At 47.7% G+C, this 15,869-nt stretch carries 16 protein-coding genes; 7 read left to right on the top strand and 9 right to left on the bottom strand.

Features of this window, described 5'->3' with window-relative positions; translation table 11 throughout:
• Window positions 1-39 precede the first annotated feature (39 nt).
• Both QMA13_RS35085 and QMA13_RS35080 read right to left on the bottom strand, forming a co-directional pair.
• Window positions 40-1,569 (bottom strand): DHA2 family efflux MFS transporter permease subunit, encoded by a 1,530-nt coding sequence (locus QMA13_RS35085; protein ID WP_282938355.1) that lies wholly within the window; start codon window positions 1,567-1,569, stop codon window positions 40-42.
• Between the two features lie 12 nt (window positions 1,570-1,581).
• Complete coding sequence (locus QMA13_RS35080; protein ID WP_282938353.1) at window positions 1,582-2,220, bottom strand: HlyD family secretion protein; 639 nt, start codon at window positions 2,218-2,220, stop codon at window positions 1,582-1,584.
• A 161-nt stretch (window positions 2,221-2,381) separates the two neighbouring features.
• Between QMA13_RS35080 and QMA13_RS35075 the strand changes: the two genes are divergently transcribed.
• Both QMA13_RS35075 and QMA13_RS35070 read left to right on the top strand, forming a co-directional pair.
• Window positions 2,382-2,930 carry an NAD(P)H-dependent oxidoreductase gene (locus tag QMA13_RS35075; RefSeq protein WP_282938351.1) on the top strand — a complete coding sequence of 183 codons (549 nt, stop codon included), beginning with the start codon at window positions 2,382-2,384 and terminating at the stop codon, window positions 2,928-2,930.
• Window positions 2,931-2,934: 4 nt separating this feature from the next.
• The gene (locus tag QMA13_RS35070; RefSeq protein WP_282938350.1) at window positions 2,935-3,375 is read left to right on the top strand and encodes a hypothetical protein; all 441 of its coding nucleotides are present in this window, start codon (window positions 2,935-2,937) and stop codon (window positions 3,373-3,375) included.
• A gap of 178 nt (window positions 3,376-3,553) precedes the next feature.
• On the opposite strand, the gene QMA13_RS35065 is transcribed toward QMA13_RS35070, so the two are convergent.
• From QMA13_RS35065 to QMA13_RS35045, 5 genes are all read right to left on the bottom strand, one after another.
• On the bottom strand, window positions 3,554-3,886 hold the full coding sequence (locus tag QMA13_RS35065) for a carboxymuconolactone decarboxylase family protein (RefSeq protein ID WP_282938349.1): 333 nt from the start codon (window positions 3,884-3,886) through the stop codon (window positions 3,554-3,556).
• 394 nt (window positions 3,887-4,280) lie between these two features.
• On the bottom strand, window positions 4,281-4,709 hold the full coding sequence (locus QMA13_RS35060; RefSeq protein WP_282938348.1) for a MarR family winged helix-turn-helix transcriptional regulator: 429 nt from the start codon (window positions 4,707-4,709) through the stop codon (window positions 4,281-4,283).
• A 155-nt stretch (window positions 4,710-4,864) separates the two neighbouring features.
• Window positions 4,865-6,610, bottom strand: coding sequence for a 5'-nucleotidase C-terminal domain-containing protein (locus QMA13_RS35055; RefSeq protein ID WP_282938346.1), 1,746 nt, complete (start codon window positions 6,608-6,610; stop codon window positions 4,865-4,867).
• Window positions 6,611-6,759: 149 nt separating this feature from the next.
• The gene (locus QMA13_RS35050) at window positions 6,760-7,245 is read right to left on the bottom strand and encodes a PepSY-associated TM helix domain-containing protein (RefSeq protein WP_481858078.1); all 486 of its coding nucleotides are present in this window, start codon (window positions 7,243-7,245) and stop codon (window positions 6,760-6,762) included.
• Window positions 7,246-7,421: 176 nt separating this feature from the next.
• Window positions 7,422-9,074: a glutamine--tRNA ligase/YqeY domain fusion protein gene (locus QMA13_RS35045; protein ID WP_282938344.1), complete on the bottom strand. Its 1,653-nt coding sequence runs from the start codon at window positions 9,072-9,074 to the stop codon at window positions 7,422-7,424.
• Between the two features lie 257 nt (window positions 9,075-9,331).
• Here QMA13_RS35045 and QMA13_RS35040 point away from each other — a divergent pair, with 257 nt between their 5' ends.
• A complete protein-coding gene (locus tag QMA13_RS35040; protein ID WP_282938342.1) occupies window positions 9,332-10,423 on the top strand; it encodes a glycosyltransferase family 61 protein in 1,092 nt (363 codons plus the stop codon).
• Between the two features lie 89 nt (window positions 10,424-10,512).
• Here the strand turns inward: QMA13_RS35040 and QMA13_RS35035 are convergent, their stop codons facing one another.
• On the bottom strand, window positions 10,513-11,079 hold the full coding sequence (locus tag QMA13_RS35035) for a CatB-related O-acetyltransferase (RefSeq protein ID WP_282938340.1): 567 nt from the start codon (window positions 11,077-11,079) through the stop codon (window positions 10,513-10,515).
• A gap of 114 nt (window positions 11,080-11,193) precedes the next feature.
• Entirely contained in the window at window positions 11,194-11,892 is a 699-nt protein-coding gene (locus QMA13_RS35030; protein ID WP_282938339.1) for a 3D domain-containing protein, read from the bottom strand.
• 256 nt (window positions 11,893-12,148) lie between these two features.
• On the opposite strand from QMA13_RS35030, the gene cls reads away from it, so the two are divergent.
• The 4 genes from cls (at window position 12,149) to QMA13_RS35010 (ending at window position 15,689) form a co-directional block, all read left to right on the top strand.
• Window positions 12,149-13,576, top strand: coding sequence for a cardiolipin synthase (gene cls, locus QMA13_RS35025; RefSeq protein ID WP_282938338.1), 1,428 nt, complete (start codon window positions 12,149-12,151; stop codon window positions 13,574-13,576).
• A 56-nt stretch (window positions 13,577-13,632) separates the two neighbouring features.
• Window positions 13,633-14,478 (top strand): DUF72 domain-containing protein, encoded by an 846-nt coding sequence (locus tag QMA13_RS35020; protein ID WP_282938337.1) that lies wholly within the window; start codon window positions 13,633-13,635, stop codon window positions 14,476-14,478.
• Between the two features lie 22 nt (window positions 14,479-14,500).
• A complete protein-coding gene (locus QMA13_RS35015; RefSeq protein WP_282938336.1) occupies window positions 14,501-15,304 on the top strand; it encodes a M48 family metallopeptidase in 804 nt (267 codons plus the stop codon).
• Window positions 15,305-15,404: 100 nt separating this feature from the next.
• Complete coding sequence (locus tag QMA13_RS35010; protein ID WP_282938335.1) at window positions 15,405-15,689, top strand: hypothetical protein; 285 nt, start codon at window positions 15,405-15,407, stop codon at window positions 15,687-15,689.
• The last annotated feature ends 180 nt before the right edge of the window (window positions 15,690-15,869 follow it).

Below are 15,869 nucleotides of genomic sequence, written 5' to 3'. Positions count from 1 at the left end.
TCATCTTAGCGAATCGGGCGGTGATTTGCAAAGCATGGACTATTTCTGAGGTACTCCCGGATGCTTCGCTCTGCGAAGGAACAGAGAGAAGAACAAGGCAATGACGGTAATCAGAGTCGCAACCAGAAATGAGTCATTAATCCCACTAATGGTCGAGTGAGTCGCTGCCAGAGAGTAGATCGTCTGGATCGCTAAGCTGCTGCCGGTTTCCACGGCTTGACCTGAAGCTAGAGCGAGCTGCTGGCCGAACTGATTAATATTTTCCGTCAAAATGGGATTGCTCGTTGTGATCTCATTTGAATAATTGCCCAAATGAACCGTGGTTCGGCTCGACATGACGGTAACTAAAAGAGCGGTGCCGATGGAGCCTGCGACTTGTCTTGTCGTGTTAGACATGGCGGTTCCATGGCTGCCTAGCTGCCTTGGCAGCTGGTTTAATCCAGCGGTCTGCACAGTCATCATAATCATCGACATTCCGAACATGCGAATCGTGTAAAGCAGCATGATGTGATTGTAGGTCGATGTATCCGTCAGCTTGCTGAATTCGAGCGTCGTGATTGCGGTAATGATCAAACCGACAATGGCCAACGGGCGGGCTCCCATACGGTCGAACAGAGCACCGGAAATAGGGGACATGACTCCCATGATCAAAGCGCCCGGAAGCAGCAAAAGCCCTGACTGCAGCGGTGTAAAACCGCGAATATTTTGCAGATAGATCGGAAGGAGAATCATCGCTCCTAGCATAGCCATATTAACGGCCGCGCCTATGATCGTGCTCATGGTGAATACATCGTATTTGAATACGCGCAAATCAAGTAAAGGTGTATCGGCTGTGATTTCGCGCCAAATGAATAGGAGCAGGAAAATAACACCGATAAAAAAACTCGCTAAGACAAGCAGGCTGGTCCATCCTTTGCTGCCGGCTTCGCTGAAGCCGTACAGTAAAGCCCCGAAGCCGATAGTGGAATAAATCGCTCCAGCGGTGTCGAAACGGGGATAGGAGAGCTTGGTCACATTCTTGAGCCATTTGAGTGCCAACAAGATGTCGAGAATACCTAATGGAATCATCGCATAGAACAAAATGCGCCAAGTGTAGTTCTGAACCACCCATCCCGCTAAGGTCGGCCCTATCGCCGGAGCAAAAATCATTACAATCCCCATGGTACCCATGGCTGCTCCCCTTTTCTCAGGAGGGAAGACGGCTAGGAATACGTTAGTGATCAGAGGCATCAGCACTCCGGCTCCTGTCGCCTGAATAATACGTCCAATGAGAATAATGGTGAAATTGGGCGATATAGCACAGATTAAAGCCCCTACCGTAAAGGCAACCATGGCGAAAAGAAACAACGCACGTGTTCCGTACGTCTCGATCAAGTAAGCCGTGATCGGTATAAGCACTCCGTTAACCAGCATATAGGCGGTGGTCAACCATTGTATCGTTGTAGCCGAGACATTGAAATCGTTCATCATATGAGGGATTGCCACACTGATGAGCGTTTGGTTCAAGATGGCTACGAAAGCCCCGGCCATTAACACGGTTAGCGTGCGGCCAATCGAAATGTTTTCCATAACGGCCCCCTGCTAAATATGAATTCGTACGGATACGTTCATTCCTGGAACGATGGCCAGACCGTTATAGCTGTCCAATGTGATAGTAACGGGAATAACTTGAGTTACTTTCGTATAGTTTGCATTGCTGTTAGAGGAGGGCAGCAGTGAAAAAGAACTTGCTGTCGCCAGACCTACTTTGTCTACATGTCCTGTAATCGTTGTGCCGGGAAAAGCATCCGTATACACGTCCACGGTTTGTCCCGCTTTAATGTTGTTAATTTTGGTTTCTTCAATATTCGCGGTTACCCATAAATGATTGAGATCGAACCCACGGGCCAAGGGAGAACCAGCAGAGACGAAAGAGTTGGGAATGGCGGTTTGTTGAACAATCGTAGCATCAATCGGTACATTCAAATCTACCTTAGCAGTACCTGATGGCGGTTGTATGCTGCCCACCCGATCGCCAGAGCGGTAGGCCTTGCCAACTTGTCCGTTCCATTCCGTTAATTGTCCGGAAGCGACGGCTGCTATCGTTACAGATTGACCCTCGAACTTCGCATTATCTGTTGTTACGTAGTTGATGGAGCGGTTGTAGTAGTAGATAGCTGCTCCGGCCCCGCCCAATATGAGGATCAAGACCAAAATATTGATCAAAATTACTTTACTCATCTTTCATTCCTCCATGCATCCAATTTTCTGTACACATTTTCCCCTGAGGGTTCCTTATTTATGCAATCGCTAGCTGTTGGAAATTATTTAAGGCTCATACTTTCATGTTTCGTGGGGAAAATTGAATGGAGAAGCCTAGGATAGGGAGGATAGAACTTACCATGAAAATCTTAGTGGTTTACGATAGCGAGAACGGACATACAGAGGCGTTGGCACGCTCTATCTATGAGGGGGCTAACAGTCACCCACAGTCAACGGTGAAGCTGCGCCATGTCAGTGAGGCGGATACGAGCGAATTGGTCGATATGGATGCTATTATATGGGGGTGTCCGGGCCATTTTGGAACCATCAGCGCCGGAATGAAAACCTGGATCGACCAATTAGGCTACTTATGGGCCAAAGGGAAGCTGATGGATAAAATCGGTGCTGTATTTTGCACTACAGCGACCGTCCACGGCGGGATTGAGGCTACTATGCTGAACTTGATTACACCGATGCTGCATCAAGGGATGATCATAGTGGGATTGCCCGGCAACATTCCCGAGAATGCATTGTACGGCTCGTATTACGGAGTTGGTGTTACCTGCCCTGTAGAAGCATCGCGTGACGATCCGCCGAATTTGCCTTCAGAGAGAGATCTCGCTCTAGGACGAGCTTTAGGCAAACGAGTCGCTACTATAACTGGAAAAATGAAGCACGACAGGGTGTAGCCATATGCAATATATCATTTTTGGTATTATTGCCGTTGTCGGGCTTGTGTTTCTTATCGTTTATAATTTGAAGGTGGAGTCCAACCGTAAAAAAAGAGAGAGCGAACTCTCCTCTCCAGCACAAGAACGGATTCCGGAAGCGCCGTCCGAGCCGGCGGTACGAAAGGAAGTTGCTCCTCCTCAGCCTGTGCCTGCAACCCCTCCTCCGGTCGCTGCTGTACCAGAGCGGGCCAAGGAAGTGCCTTCAGCTATCGAGCCCGATCCGCCTGAGCCTCCTAAGATCAGAAGAGAAAGCAGTCGCGGTGACCACGATTATCGGCAGGCTCTCAGAAGCTTTGAGAACAGTGAAGAGACCCAGGAGGATAAAGAGGATACAAGCTCTAAAACAAGTAAAGACAATCAGTTTCGCGAGGCGCTGCGTTCATTGAACAAAAATGATGAATAAGCAAACGGGACAGCACTAGCCCTTTTATGGAAAAGAATTTCTTCAGGCCTACCAATAGCGCTTACCAATAAAACAGCCCGGCTGAAGCTTTAGCGCTTCTTACCGGGCTGTTCTGCTTTTAATTATAGGCTAGGAAAAGTTCGGCTAAGGGAGATAGCGGAATTAGCAAGATGAGGGGTTAATTTTGCTCGTAAGCGTTCAAGGCATTGACGGAATGCGCCAGTGCAGCACCGGCATTGACGGCTGAGGCTACCATGACGGCTTCCACGATTTCTTCCATGGTACCGCCAAGCTTTTTGTATTTGGCTACGTGGACGTCAATGCAGTAAGGGCAGCCCGTAATATGTGCAGCCGCTATGGCGATCAGCTCCTTCGTTTTCCGGGGAATCTGGCCTGAAGCGAAAGCTTCTTTTTCGAATTGAAAATAGCTGTCTGCAGCGGGTGCGGCCATTTTTCTCAGCTCCGTAATACGTGCTAAATACGATTTACGATATAAAACGTCATCTGACATTGGAAACCAACCTCTTTCCTGTAATTTACTTAGATATCTAAGTAAATTGTAATAGGAATAATAGAAAAAATCAAGAACTTAACCCGTTATTTTCCTTTATTATTCATATTATTCTTGTTTAAATAAGTGAACAATTTGAACTTATTTGTTTCTATATCTAAATAAAAAAACTCCTGTGCAGGAGTTCATAGTATTGAACCTTTATTCGGGAAATTTGCTATTTAAGTAGGTGGGGTATGCCTTGGAAGAGTCTACGTCCGCCTTTGAACCCCGTGAATATACCGTTAAATTTCATCAAATTCACGGGGTTCAACAGCGGCTGGAGGGGCATATCCCACCGGAGTATACTAGCAAAGTTTCAAGTCTATGGGTTTCTAATTAAATGAACTTCTGTTTAGGAGTTCAAATTGCTCATTACCCGCTGAATCCAAGCTCTCATAATAACAACCTCATCCGATGAAAAGCCGCTGCGCATTTTGTCCTCGCCCTCCAGCACAATCACCATGCACGGCTCCTTCAGTGCCTGGCCTGGCTCGGTGAGATATAAACGTTTCGCCCGGGAATCGTTCGGGTCTCCCCGTCGGGTAACAAGCTGTTTATGCTCAAGTCCCTTGATCAAATGCGTCATAGAAGCCGGCTGGATGCCAAGCATTTTTTGAATATCGGTCTGTGTGAGTCCGTCTTGCTCCCAAAGCATCATTAATACACCCAATTGCGAATTGGTCAATCCATAAGGCTCCAGACGGCTATCCAAGTAATTGCAAATATCGCGATAAGCCCGTTTCATCCAAAATCCGAGCAAAGAAGACATGTGCTGTTCCATCTCATACCTCGTTCTAATAATAGATCAGCCCGGCTTGTCACCGACAGCTGTTGTACAACATTTAGTGTACATCGGAATGGGGCAGATTCCAATCCATAACAAAGAAACAACCTTATTCCTGCGGACAGGAGTAAGGTTGTTTCTAAAGAGGGCGTCTAGCTGGCTGGAACGATAAGGCTCTGGCCCGGGAAGATCAAGTTAGGGTTGGTGAGCTGGTTCCATTCTTGCAGCGTCGTCCAACTGGTGTTATATTGCTGAGCGATTTTCCATAAGGAATCGCCATTTTTCACAATATACAATCCAGAAGCGGTCTGTTCAGCCTTTGCTTCAACAGGAGCCGGTGTTGGTTCAGAAGGTGCAGCTTGAGGCTTTGGAGCAGCAGCTATGACTTTGATTCGGCTGTCTGCGCTTGGCAGCACAGCACCTTTTTTCTGCAAGTAGGCGATAACGGACTCCTCGAGTGATGAGAAATCGTTGGCTAGCGGGTAGTCCTTGAACATGGTGTATTGATCGCCTCCGGCTGCCATAAAGTCATTGGTCGCCAGAACATATAGTTTGTCTGCATCGATAGGCTGGCCTTTTACCTTCACTTCGCTAACGCGACTGCCGGATGGTTTTCCAGCATCAAGCGTGAAAGTGATTCCACCAACATGCGGGAATCCGCCGAGAGACTCTGGATAGGAGGATACTCCCAGCTCCAGAGCGGCGACGATATCGGAGCCTTTGACTTTTTTCGTTTGGATGTAGTTGCCGAAAGGGAGCACCGTAATAACTTGACCTTTGGTGATCGGCCCAGCTTCGATAGAAGCACGGATTCCGCCTCCGTTGGTCAAAGCGATGTCTGCCCCGGTCTCATCCAGCATGGCATCCGTGATTAAATGGCCGAGATTGGATTCACCTACACGTACAATTTCGCGCTCACCGATCAGCTTTTCTGCCGTCGATCCTACGACCTGTGACAGCAAGCTGTCCTGACTTTTTTTAATATCATTGACTATCTTAACCACGGCAGGATCGGCTTGAATACTTTCTGTTGCTGACTTCATAATAAGGCTTGCCGATTTGCTTTTGATTTTCGTTCCATCCAGTGTTAAATCCACTTTGCCGATATTTTTGCTGTACTCTCCGGTTTGGGCAATGAGCACGCTGCCGACCGTCATCCCTTGCTCTAATGTAGAGTGACTGTGCCCATCGATAATGACGTCAATGCCTGGAACCTGCTCGGCAACCTTGATGCTTGTATCTATGCTCGATTTATCTATCCCCAAATGCGCTAGGGCAATGATAACGTCGGCCTGGCCCTTAAGCTCCGCGACCATCGCTTTGGCTTCCGTTACCGGATCGGCAAATGTGATGCCTTTGACATTGTTAGGATGAGTCTTATAAGCCGTTTCCGGCGTAGTCAGACCGAATATTCCGAATTTTACACCAGCGACCTCCTTGATGATATACGGCTTGAGGAGACGGGTGCCGTCAGCTTTTTTGACGTTGGCAGAGATAATAGGGAATTGAGCCTTACCGCTTAGCTCGACGAGCCGATCACTGCCGTAGTTGAAATCGTGATTCCCCGGCTCCATGGCATCGAAACCGATGCTGTTCATCATTTTGACGATGCTCTCACCGCGCTCCAGATTGGCAATGGTCTGACCGTGGAACGTATCTCCGGCGTCCAATACCAGCGTATTCGGGTTGGCTGCTTTCTGCTGTTTAATAATTGTTGCCAGCTTCGCATAGCCAATGCTTTCCTTGCTTTCCTCAACTCGGCTGTGAATATCATTCGTATGTAGAATCGTGATCGTTTTTGTCCCGCTTGGTGCGTCTGCAGCTGCCGCCTGGACCGCGGATGAAGCGCTCATGAATAAGGCCAACATCACGGAAAGCCATGCTGTGCTTTTTTTCATACTTGCCCTCCTTGGATTACCTAATTAATTTGTCCATCGCATTGTATCAACCGAATGTTAATGGACTAACAATTACGTGTTAATTTATGGTAAATAAGGAAGGGGTCAAAACAAAACAACCACGCCAAACAGCGTGGTTGCCAACAAGTTTAAGCTTCAACATGCCGTTTTTTTCTGCGGATACTTTGTGCCCTTAGCGATTTGATAGACAGAATGATACCGGTCGAAGTAAGGACGATCATTCCTACGGCCGTCAAGTCGGCAAGCCATTTCACATTGGTTTGACCGATTCTTCCCTCATGGAGGCCTTTGATAATCCCCGTAGCACCGCTTCCTTCACCTCTGTCTCCGTCTTTAAAAGCTTGTCTGTTATTAGCTGAGGCTCCATCTGAAGCAGATTCACCGTTACGGGCTGTGAATGTCCGTCCTGTATTGTTAGCTGTTTGATCGGATTGTCCCGTGTCTTGTCCGGCCGCAGATGCCGATTGTGTAATGGCTTGTGGAGGCCTCATGTCCGTACTACCCGATCCAAGCAGCCACCGTTCGGATAATAGTAATCCGGTAACCGATTCAATCAAAATAAAAATAGAACAAATCAATCCAATCCATAAATGAAGTTGGCGCGTACGCCTCATAAGAGACTCACCTTTTCTTTTTATTTAATTTGCTAACCTGTTAGCAAGTATAAGTCGCCTTTATGAAATGGGACTGAACAATGACTGAAAGTCTCCTGAAAACAAAAAAGCAGCCCCATGCGCATAAGCGAAGGGACTGCCTCTTGTTATCAATTGCCGCGATAGCCGTAGTCGTATTAAAGCTCGAAGGAGCTTTTGAGGGATACGATCCGGTTATAGACGAGCTTGTCGTCTTGGGTCAGCTTAGGATCAATATTAAAGTAGCCGTGACGGAAAATTTGGAACTTATCCTGAGGCTTTGCATCTTTCATGTTTGGCTCTACAAAGCCTTGAACAATCTCAAGCGAATTCGGATTGATATGCTCCATGAAATTGTCGCTGTCGCCTTTTTCCTCATCGAGGATTAACGGCTCAAACAAGTGAAATTCAGCAGGAAGCGCGTGAGTTGCATCGACCCAATGAATCGTTCCTTTCACTTTACGGCCGGTAAAGCCGCTTCCGCTTTTCGTTTCTTGGTCGTACGTACAATGGATCTCGACCACATTGCCGTCCGCATCCTTCACGAAGTCATTGCATTTGATGAAATAAGCGTTCTTCAGACGCACTTCGTTGCCAGGGAACAAGCGGAAATATTTATTCGGCGGGTTCTCCATAAAGTCGTCCTGCTCAATATAAATTTCACGGGAGAACGGAATTTGGCGTGTGCCCATCTCCGGATTTTCCGGATTGATCTCTGCATCCAGCATCTCGACTTGTCCCTCAGGATAGTTCGTAATTACGACCTTCAGCGGACGCAGCACAGCCATCGTACGAGGAGCCTTCAGCTTCAAGTCTTCGCGGATAAAATGCTCCAGCATCCGCTCATCGGCTACACTGTAGCTTTTAGCTACGCCGGTTTCACGAACGAAGCTGCGGATCGATTCCGGCGTAAAGCCTTTGCGGCGCAGGCCGCTGATCGTCGGCATCCGCGGATCATCCCATCCGTCAACGATATGCTCATCCACAAGCTTCTTCAAGAAGCGCTTGCTCATGACGGTGTTCGTAATGTTCAGTCTTGCAAACTCATACTGCTTCGGCTGGTGCTCCATCTCACACTCGGATACAACCCAGTCATAGAATGGGCGCTGATCCTCGAACTCCAGCGTACAGATCGAATGAGTGATTCCTTCAATGGCATCCTCAAGCGGGTGGGCGAAGGCGTACATCGGGTAGATGCACCATTTGTCACCCGTTTTATGGTGAGTGGCATGGGCAATACGATAAATGACCGGATCGCGCAAATTAATGTTCGGCGAGCTCATATCGATTTTGGCGCGCAGCACCTTTTCGCCATCCTTGAATTCTTTGTTACGCATACGTTCGAACAAATCGAGATTTTCCTCGACGGTTCTGCCGCGATGGGGGCTATCTTGTCCCGGCTGAGTCAAGGTGCCGCGAGTAATACGGATTTCATCCGCAGATTGGTCATCTACGAACGCCAGCCCTTTCTTAATCAACAGCACCGCGCGGCTGTACATTTCTTCGAAGTAATCCGATGCAAAGAACAAGTTGTCCCACTCAAAACCGAGCCAAGCAACGTCCTCTTTGATGGCCTCGACGTATTCGGTATCTTCTTTAACCGGATTCGTGTCGTCAAAACGAAGGTTGGTCTTGCCTTTGAACTCGTCGGCGAGCTCAAAATTAAGAGCGATGGACTTGGCATGTCCAATGTGCAAATAACCATTCGGTTCAGGGGGGAAACGGGTTAAAATGTAGTCGACTTTGCCGGATTTCAAGTCTTCCGTAACGATGTTTTTAATAAAATTAGATGATGCAGACGGGTTCTCCAACAGAATCAACCTTTCTTACGTAATAGTTTATCTTAATATAATACACAAAATTGCGTTGAAATATAATGGTCTGCCTCTAAAACTATGATTTTTTTGGGAGTTTGGCAAGTTTGGAGAAAAACAGGCTTTCCCTAGTGGCTCATCTGCCCTTTCTTCGTTACGTGGCTTGACATAAACTATTGTAATCACATTGAGGTGTATTGTCTAAACGGTCGTGTATTCATAGAACAAGAAGGCTTGTAAAGGAAGTGGGGCTTATGTACAAAATTCCCGAGCAATATTACTTGAAAACCGTCGATTGGGCAATGGAAGCAGCTACTTCAGAATTGTATGAGTTAAATGATTTATATAAGGTTGTTTATCCAGCGGAGACGTCTCTGCTTCCTACGCCCAAAGGGTTGGAGTCTGCGCGCTGGCCCCTCGAATGTAAGATTGATGAGGCCTTTGTAGCCATTATTCCATATGGACGCGTCGTAACCGGGAACTGTTATGTGGTGACTCCTAACCATAAACGGCTGTATGATCTTGAGTTTGCCTATGAATATCCATTTACGGAGCTTCCGCCTTTTGAGTACAGCGAGGAGACGATTGCTACCGTCGTATGGGGCTGGAATCTTTTTGAAGAAAACATTTATACACAAAATATATACGGTCACTGGTTTTTTGATATTTTACCGCGTTTTCACCTGTTGGAGCAGTGTGGGATCCCCATAGACAAATATTTGATAGGAAAGCTGTTTCATCCCTATCAATACGAATCGTTAAGCTTGCTGGGGATTCCTATGGACAAATTGATTGAAGTGGACAGTGATGACTATCATTTGATAGCCAAGCAACTGCTCGCTCCCTCCGTACCGGTGATGTTGGGCAAGTGCCCGAAATGGGCTTATGATTATATACGCACAAGGCTCAAGGAAGACCATCCTATGCAAAAAGTAAAAGGATACGACCGCATTTACATTACCCGCAAGGACGCAGCCAAAAGATACGTTGTCAATGAGGATCAAGTGATCGAGCTGTTGAAAAAGAGAGGCTTCCACGTCATTGTTCTGACTCCGCTATCCACGCAAGAGAAAATCGCCATCTTCTCCTCCGCCCAGGTTATCGTAGCTCCGTTCGGGAGCGGAAGCGCGAATATCGTCTTCAGTGAGCCCGGAACCAAGCTGATCGAGCTATCGCCGATCACCGTGGTGGATACGTACTTCTGGAAGCTGTGCAGCCATGGGGAGATCGACTACTATGAGTTGATTTGTGACGTAGAGCAGCCCCCGAAGCAGGCGGTAGGATCGGACAATATTGTGGTTGACTTAGCGAGGTTGGAAAAGACGCTGCAGCTTGCGGGTCTATAACGGCCTATCTGAAAATCCCTCCAAAAGGCGAAAAGGGCCTAAGTGGAGGGATTTTTCGTATTGCGTCCTTGCTATGCAATACCCACTGGTCAAATAATTTGCGCATCACAATACGCAAGAAACAGGCTAATATCATTGGAAAGCAGATAGGGGATGGCTCTTTCAATACGGTCCAGCGGCCAATTCCACCATTGAATTTGGAGCAATCGTTGGATGGTAGGTTCATCGAAACGGAACTTGATGATTTTGGCGGGATTACCGGCGACGATAGCATAAGGGGGAACATGCCTGGATACCATTGCGCCGGCTCCAATAACGGCTCCATCTCCGACATGGACACCTGAGAGAATGGTAGCGCCTGATGCGATCCATACATCATGGCCGATCATCACATTCCCTTTTGTTTTGGGATGACCCTGGATGTGCGCGAATTCCGGCATAAGGGAGTTGAACGGATAAGTAGTAACCCAGTCGGGACGATGCTCTCCCCCGAGGAAGATGGTTACTCTATCGGCGATGGAACAAAATTTGCCAATGGTCAGAATGCTGCTTTCTCCCCATGACCTGACTTCCGGGTAGCCATAAGTAAATTCTCCGATTGTTACCTTGCTATCCAGCCTTGGAGGCAGCGCTCCCCGCAGCGAATGTATACTCATGCCTGCTCACGCTCCTTGAACGTTGAGTTTTCCATGCAGTATATTCCGTACGAGTACAGCTTGCATCGAGCAGGAGTACAGGTTTTGAAATAGATTACTAGCCTGTGAGCGGCTCTAAGACAATACGTAAACCTTCACATTTTTTTTCACGCCAAAGTTGACGGCTTGATTGAGATCATCCATGAACACATCGATTCTAGCCCCCCTTACAGCGGAGCCGGTATCTTCAGCAGTACGGATACCGATGCCATCAATGAAGACCATGGAGCCGATAGGAATGACAGTAGGGTCCACGGCAATAGTCCGGCCTTCTTCGGCTTTGCTTCCACTGTAAGTGATCCCGTAGGCGGCACTGGAAGGTCCCTTGCCTGTAGATTCCTTGCCTGCTGTATACGCAGTCAACGTAGAGCTCAATACTTGCTTAATGACTTTTTGCTGACCGTTGGGCAGCGGAAGAACCGACTCGGTTGACGGGATTTGCAGCTTTTGGCCAATGGAGAGCAGTCGAGGGTCTGTAATATTATTTTCAGCCATTAAGGATGCCACGGTAGTACCGAACACACTGGCAATCTTGTACAAGGTATCGCCTGAGTTTACTTGATAGAGAAGAGGCTCAGGAGCGGCTGCCTCCTTAGCTGCGGGCTCGTCTTGAGGCTCATACGCTAAAGCATAGAAGTATGGGACGGAGTAGGCCTCCAGCAAGTCGGAAGAATCGTCCAAGACATGATAGGCATATACATTGGCGGTTAAGGCCAGATTTGGCAGCAACATCACAGGGAGAAGCAGAAGAATGCTCAAGCATTTACGGAACATGATTTGTTTCCTCCTTTGGGTAGTAAAAACAATAGAATCGATTGCTAGTACTAGATTTGCCGTTTTTGCTAGATTCTAAACATGACCGAAAGGCTAGGAGAGCTGTAAGGCCATTTTGCAAGGGATGTCCAGCTAGTTTTATGTGAACGATTTGCATATTTACACTGATGGTGTATGGTAATAGTAAATGTTGGATGGGATTGTATCCTGGGGTGAGGGAATCATGCATTTTTGGACTATAAATATTTGGAAGACAATGAACGATTGGATTCCCGTCATCAATTTGTTATTTGCCGCTGCCATTATTTTTTTGGAAAGGCGCAATGTCGGGGTTACTTGGGCGTGGCTCATGGTGTTACTGCTGCTGCCGATAGTCGGATTTATTTTATATATTTTTCTCGGCCAAAATTTAGCCAGACAAAAGGTATATCGCAACCGTCCGCGGCTGGAGAGAAGGGTCCGGGAGGAAATGAAGGGGCAGGCTCAAAGCTTGCATAATAATACATTTCCATTTCACGATCCTTCGGTCAGGGACTATCAGCGGTTGATTTACATGAATCTCATTAGCGGGTATTCTCCTCTGACACAGAACAATGAAGTCAAGCTGTTTACCGATGGTGTGGAGAAATTCGAAGCGCTGCTTGATGAAATTAGCCGTGCCGAGCGCCACATTCATCTGCTTTACTACAAGATCGGAAATGACGAGACCGGAATAAGGCTAATTGAGGCTCTGACGCGAAAGGCGGAGGAGGGGGTAAAGGTACGTCTGCTGTATGACCATATTGGTTCATTGGGTGTTAAGAAGAAAATGTTTCAACCTTTGATTGCTGCGGGCGGACAAGCACTTCCGTTTTTTCCTTCCAAGATTCCTTACCTGAATTTCCGCCTCAACTACCGTAACCACCGCAAAATCGTTGTTATCGATGGCCGAACCGGGTTTATAGGCGGATTTAATATTGGAAATGAATATTTGGGGATGGATCGGCACATCGGATATTGGCGTGATACTCATTTGATGATTCAGGGGGATGCCGTTCACAGGCTACAGGTTCAATTTTTGCTTGATTGGGGAGTTGCTTCCAACGAAGCCTCCATTTCGGAGCCGTCTTTCTTCCCAGCTATGCGTGATACGGCCCAAACGGCTGTACAAATCATCACCAGCGGCCCGAGCTCAGAGACGCAGCGGATCAAGAACGGCTTTATCAAGTTTATATTTGAAGCCCAGAAGAGAATTTATATTCAGACGCCGTATTTCATTCCGGACGATAGTGTGCTGAGCGCGTTAAAAATAGCGACGTTATCTGGAATCGACGTTCGAATCATGATTCCGCTCAAAGGCGACCATCGCCTCGTTCATTTGGCTTCTTATGCTTATCTGGTAGAGCTGCTGCGTGCGGGGGCAAGCTGTTATTTGTATGAAAAAGGATTTTTGCATGCAAAGACGATGGTTATCGACGGACAGGCGGCATCGGTAGGAACGGCTAATATGGACCGCCGCAGTCTGGAGCTCAATTTTGAGATCAACGCGTTTTTATTCGATCCTAATGTAGCTTCCCGTCTTGAGCATATTTTCGAGCAGGATATTCGTTACTGCCAGCTGCTTACATGGGAAAATTACAACAAACGGTCGGTGCTGACCCGTGCTGCTGAGTCGATGGCAAGGTTGATTTCTCCAATTTTATAATTGAAAAGGAAATGGATTCCAGTATACAATAGGAACGGCAATGGGGTGAGATGCCTATGATACAAATTGGACTTGCCGGTTGGGGGGACCACGACGACCTGTATGGGGAGGGAACCACGAGCCGAGATAAATTGAAGGTGTACAGCCGCCATTTTCCCATTGTGGAGGTGGATAGCTCTTTCTATGCTGTTCAGGCGGAGACAACCTATGAGAGATGGGCTAATGAAACGCCGGAGGAATTCGGCTTCATTATTAAAGCGTATCAAGGCATGACCGGACATTTGCGGGGGAAAAGCCCATTCAGCGACGAAGCCGCGATGTTCCAGGCTTTTGTAGCATCGATTCGTCCCGTCCAGGCTGCTGGCAAGCTGAAGACGGTCTTGTTCCAATATCCGCCTTGGTTTGACTGTACGCGGGCCAATGTTCAGAAGCTGCGCGAAACCAAACAGCGGATGGGGGAAATCCCGGTTGCATTGGAGTTCCGCCACCAAAGCTGGTTTACTCCTGAGATGAAGGACAAGACGCTGTCCTTTATGGAAACGGAAGGCTGGATGCATAGCATCTGCGACGAGCCGCAAGCGGGAGCAGGGTCTGTCCCTACGGTTCTGCATCCTACAGTTCGTTCCATGACCATGGTCAGATTTCATGGACGCAACAAGGATGGGTGGAATCAGGGAGGAGCCTCCGATTGGCGGGAGGCTCGCTATTTATACCGTTATTCCCGTGAGGAGCTCATAGAATGGAAGCATCAGCTCGAAGAACTGCAGGTAAAGACGGATGAGATTTGCGTGATTTTTAATAACAATTCCGGCGGCGATGCAGCAGGCAATGCCAAACAATTGATGGAGCTGCTCGGGATGCAGCCGAAGGAGAATGCTCCTAAGCAGCTGGATTTATTTTGAACAGGGAGAGTGTTGGAAAGTTATGAATCCCCGCTTAGTACACGAGAATGAAACTTCTTTATTCGTCATATGTCTTGTCATCAGTGTGTTGATCTACATCAGCTTGATATGTTCCCTTATCGGTATTCCTTATTTGTTGTTAGGCCTCGTCATATCGCTCGTATTGCATGGATTGATGATCGCGAGCATCCGCAGCTCCGGCGTGAAGCTCTCGGAACGGCAATTCCCCCTTGTGCATGAAAGAGTGCATCAATTGTGCAGCCAGATGGGAATAACCAAAATTCCAGATGTATTTGTCGTCCAATCCGGCGGTATTTTGAATGCCTTCGCGACAAAGTTTTTGGGACGAAATTTCGTGATTTTATATTCCGATATTTTCGAATTGATTGAGCAGGGGAACGATGAGGAGCTGACCTTTGTCATTGCTCATGAGCTTGCGCATATTCATAGAAACCATATGACCAAGCACATGCTGATATGGCCGGCGATGTGGATTCCTTTTCTTGGAAATGCCTACTCGCGGTCCTGCGAATACACATGCGACCGTATGGCAACAGCCTATACCGGCAATGCGAATGCAGCGGTTCGGGCGCTGACCGTGCTGGCTATAGGCAAGCAGTTGTTCACTCGTGTCAATCTTAACGAGTATGTGGAGCAGAGTGCCAGGGAGCGGGGCTTTTTCGTCGCGTGGTTCGAGCTTCTATCTACACACCCACCCCTTCCCAAACGGATTAACGAAATAGGACGCTTTCATGCACACCCCTATTTGTTCGGATATGATTCTCATCAATTTGAAGCCGTCGAAGATAGAGCTTCCGCGATGTAGCTTGGTGCAATGTCTTTTAGCGTTTGGGTTCGGCATAAAATGCCTCCTTTTGTCTCATAGTAAGCAAGGAATGAAAACTATGACTTAAGGAGGCAGTACCATGACTAAGGATTCCAGTCTGCAATCGCAAAACCCGATCTCCCAAGCGCAAAATTCCGTACATACAGCGCATCATGCGGTGACGCAAGCGCAAAGCCACCCGAGCGAGCAATTGATTGAGCAGGCTGAGACGGCAGTAGAGCGGGCGGAACGTGCCGTGGATCAGGCAGGCTTGAGCTATAACCAGCAGGCCGTGGAGGAAGCGAAGTCAGACCTGGCTGAAGACCAGGCGGCTTTGCAAAGCTTGACTCCTATGGAAAGTCCGGAGGAGACCGAAACAAGATGAGCTAAATGCTCAACTATAGAACGACATGAAGACCTGTATCGATCGGTTAGCATTAACCGGCGTGCAGGTCTTTTTTTATTGTTCGGAGAGAATGGATTCAAACATTGAATCGTCTCGTAGCGTCTAAAAGAATATTATGTCGGGTGGCTTAGCGCTTGCCGCTGCAGTGCTTTTCCTAAG

Origin of the sequence: Paenibacillus sp. RC67 (assembly GCF_030020805.1) — a bacterium.
Lineage (GTDB): Bacteria > Bacillota > Bacilli > Paenibacillales > NBRC-103111 > Paenibacillus_S.
Note: the sequence above shows the minus strand (reverse complement) of the source record. Positions and strands in the feature narration are given on the sequence as shown.

Bases quoted from the DNA above. Each gene is read 5' to 3' on its own strand.
- QMA13_RS35085 (WP_282938355.1), bottom strand. From the start codon at position 1,569: ATGGAAAACATTTCGATTGGCCGCACGCTAACCGTGTTAATGGCCGGG.
- QMA13_RS35050 (WP_481858078.1), bottom strand. From the start codon at position 7,245: ATGAGGCGTACGCGCCAACTTCATTTATGGATTGGATTGATTTGTTCT.
- QMA13_RS35035 (WP_282938340.1), bottom strand. From the start codon at position 11,079: ATGAGTATACATTCGCTGCGGGGAGCGCTGCCTCCAAGGCTGGATAGC.
- cls (WP_282938338.1), top strand. From the start codon at position 12,149: ATGAACGATTGGATTCCCGTCATCAATTTGTTATTTGCCGCTGCCATT.
- QMA13_RS35070 (WP_282938350.1), top strand. From the start codon at position 2,935: ATGCAATATATCATTTTTGGTATTATTGCCGTTGTCGGGCTTGTGTTT.
- QMA13_RS35030 (WP_282938339.1), bottom strand. From the start codon at position 11,892: ATGTTCCGTAAATGCTTGAGCATTCTTCTGCTTCTCCCTGTGATGTTG.
- QMA13_RS35040 (WP_282938342.1), top strand. From the start codon at position 9,332: ATGTACAAAATTCCCGAGCAATATTACTTGAAAACCGTCGATTGGGCA.
- QMA13_RS35080 (WP_282938353.1), bottom strand. From the start codon at position 2,220: ATGAGTAAAGTAATTTTGATCAATATTTTGGTCTTGATCCTCATATTG.
- QMA13_RS35020 (WP_282938337.1), top strand. From the start codon at position 13,633: ATGATACAAATTGGACTTGCCGGTTGGGGGGACCACGACGACCTGTAT.
- QMA13_RS35075 (WP_282938351.1), top strand. From the start codon at position 2,382: ATGAAAATCTTAGTGGTTTACGATAGCGAGAACGGACATACAGAGGCG.
- QMA13_RS35055 (WP_282938346.1), bottom strand. From the start codon at position 6,610: ATGAAAAAAAGCACAGCATGGCTTTCCGTGATGTTGGCCTTATTCATG.
- QMA13_RS35010 (WP_282938335.1), top strand. From the start codon at position 15,405: ATGACTAAGGATTCCAGTCTGCAATCGCAAAACCCGATCTCCCAAGCG.
- QMA13_RS35015 (WP_282938336.1), top strand. From the start codon at position 14,501: ATGAATCCCCGCTTAGTACACGAGAATGAAACTTCTTTATTCGTCATA.
- QMA13_RS35065 (WP_282938349.1), bottom strand. From the start codon at position 3,886: ATGTCAGATGACGTTTTATATCGTAAATCGTATTTAGCACGTATTACG.
- QMA13_RS35060 (WP_282938348.1), bottom strand. From the start codon at position 4,709: ATGGAACAGCACATGTCTTCTTTGCTCGGATTTTGGATGAAACGGGCT.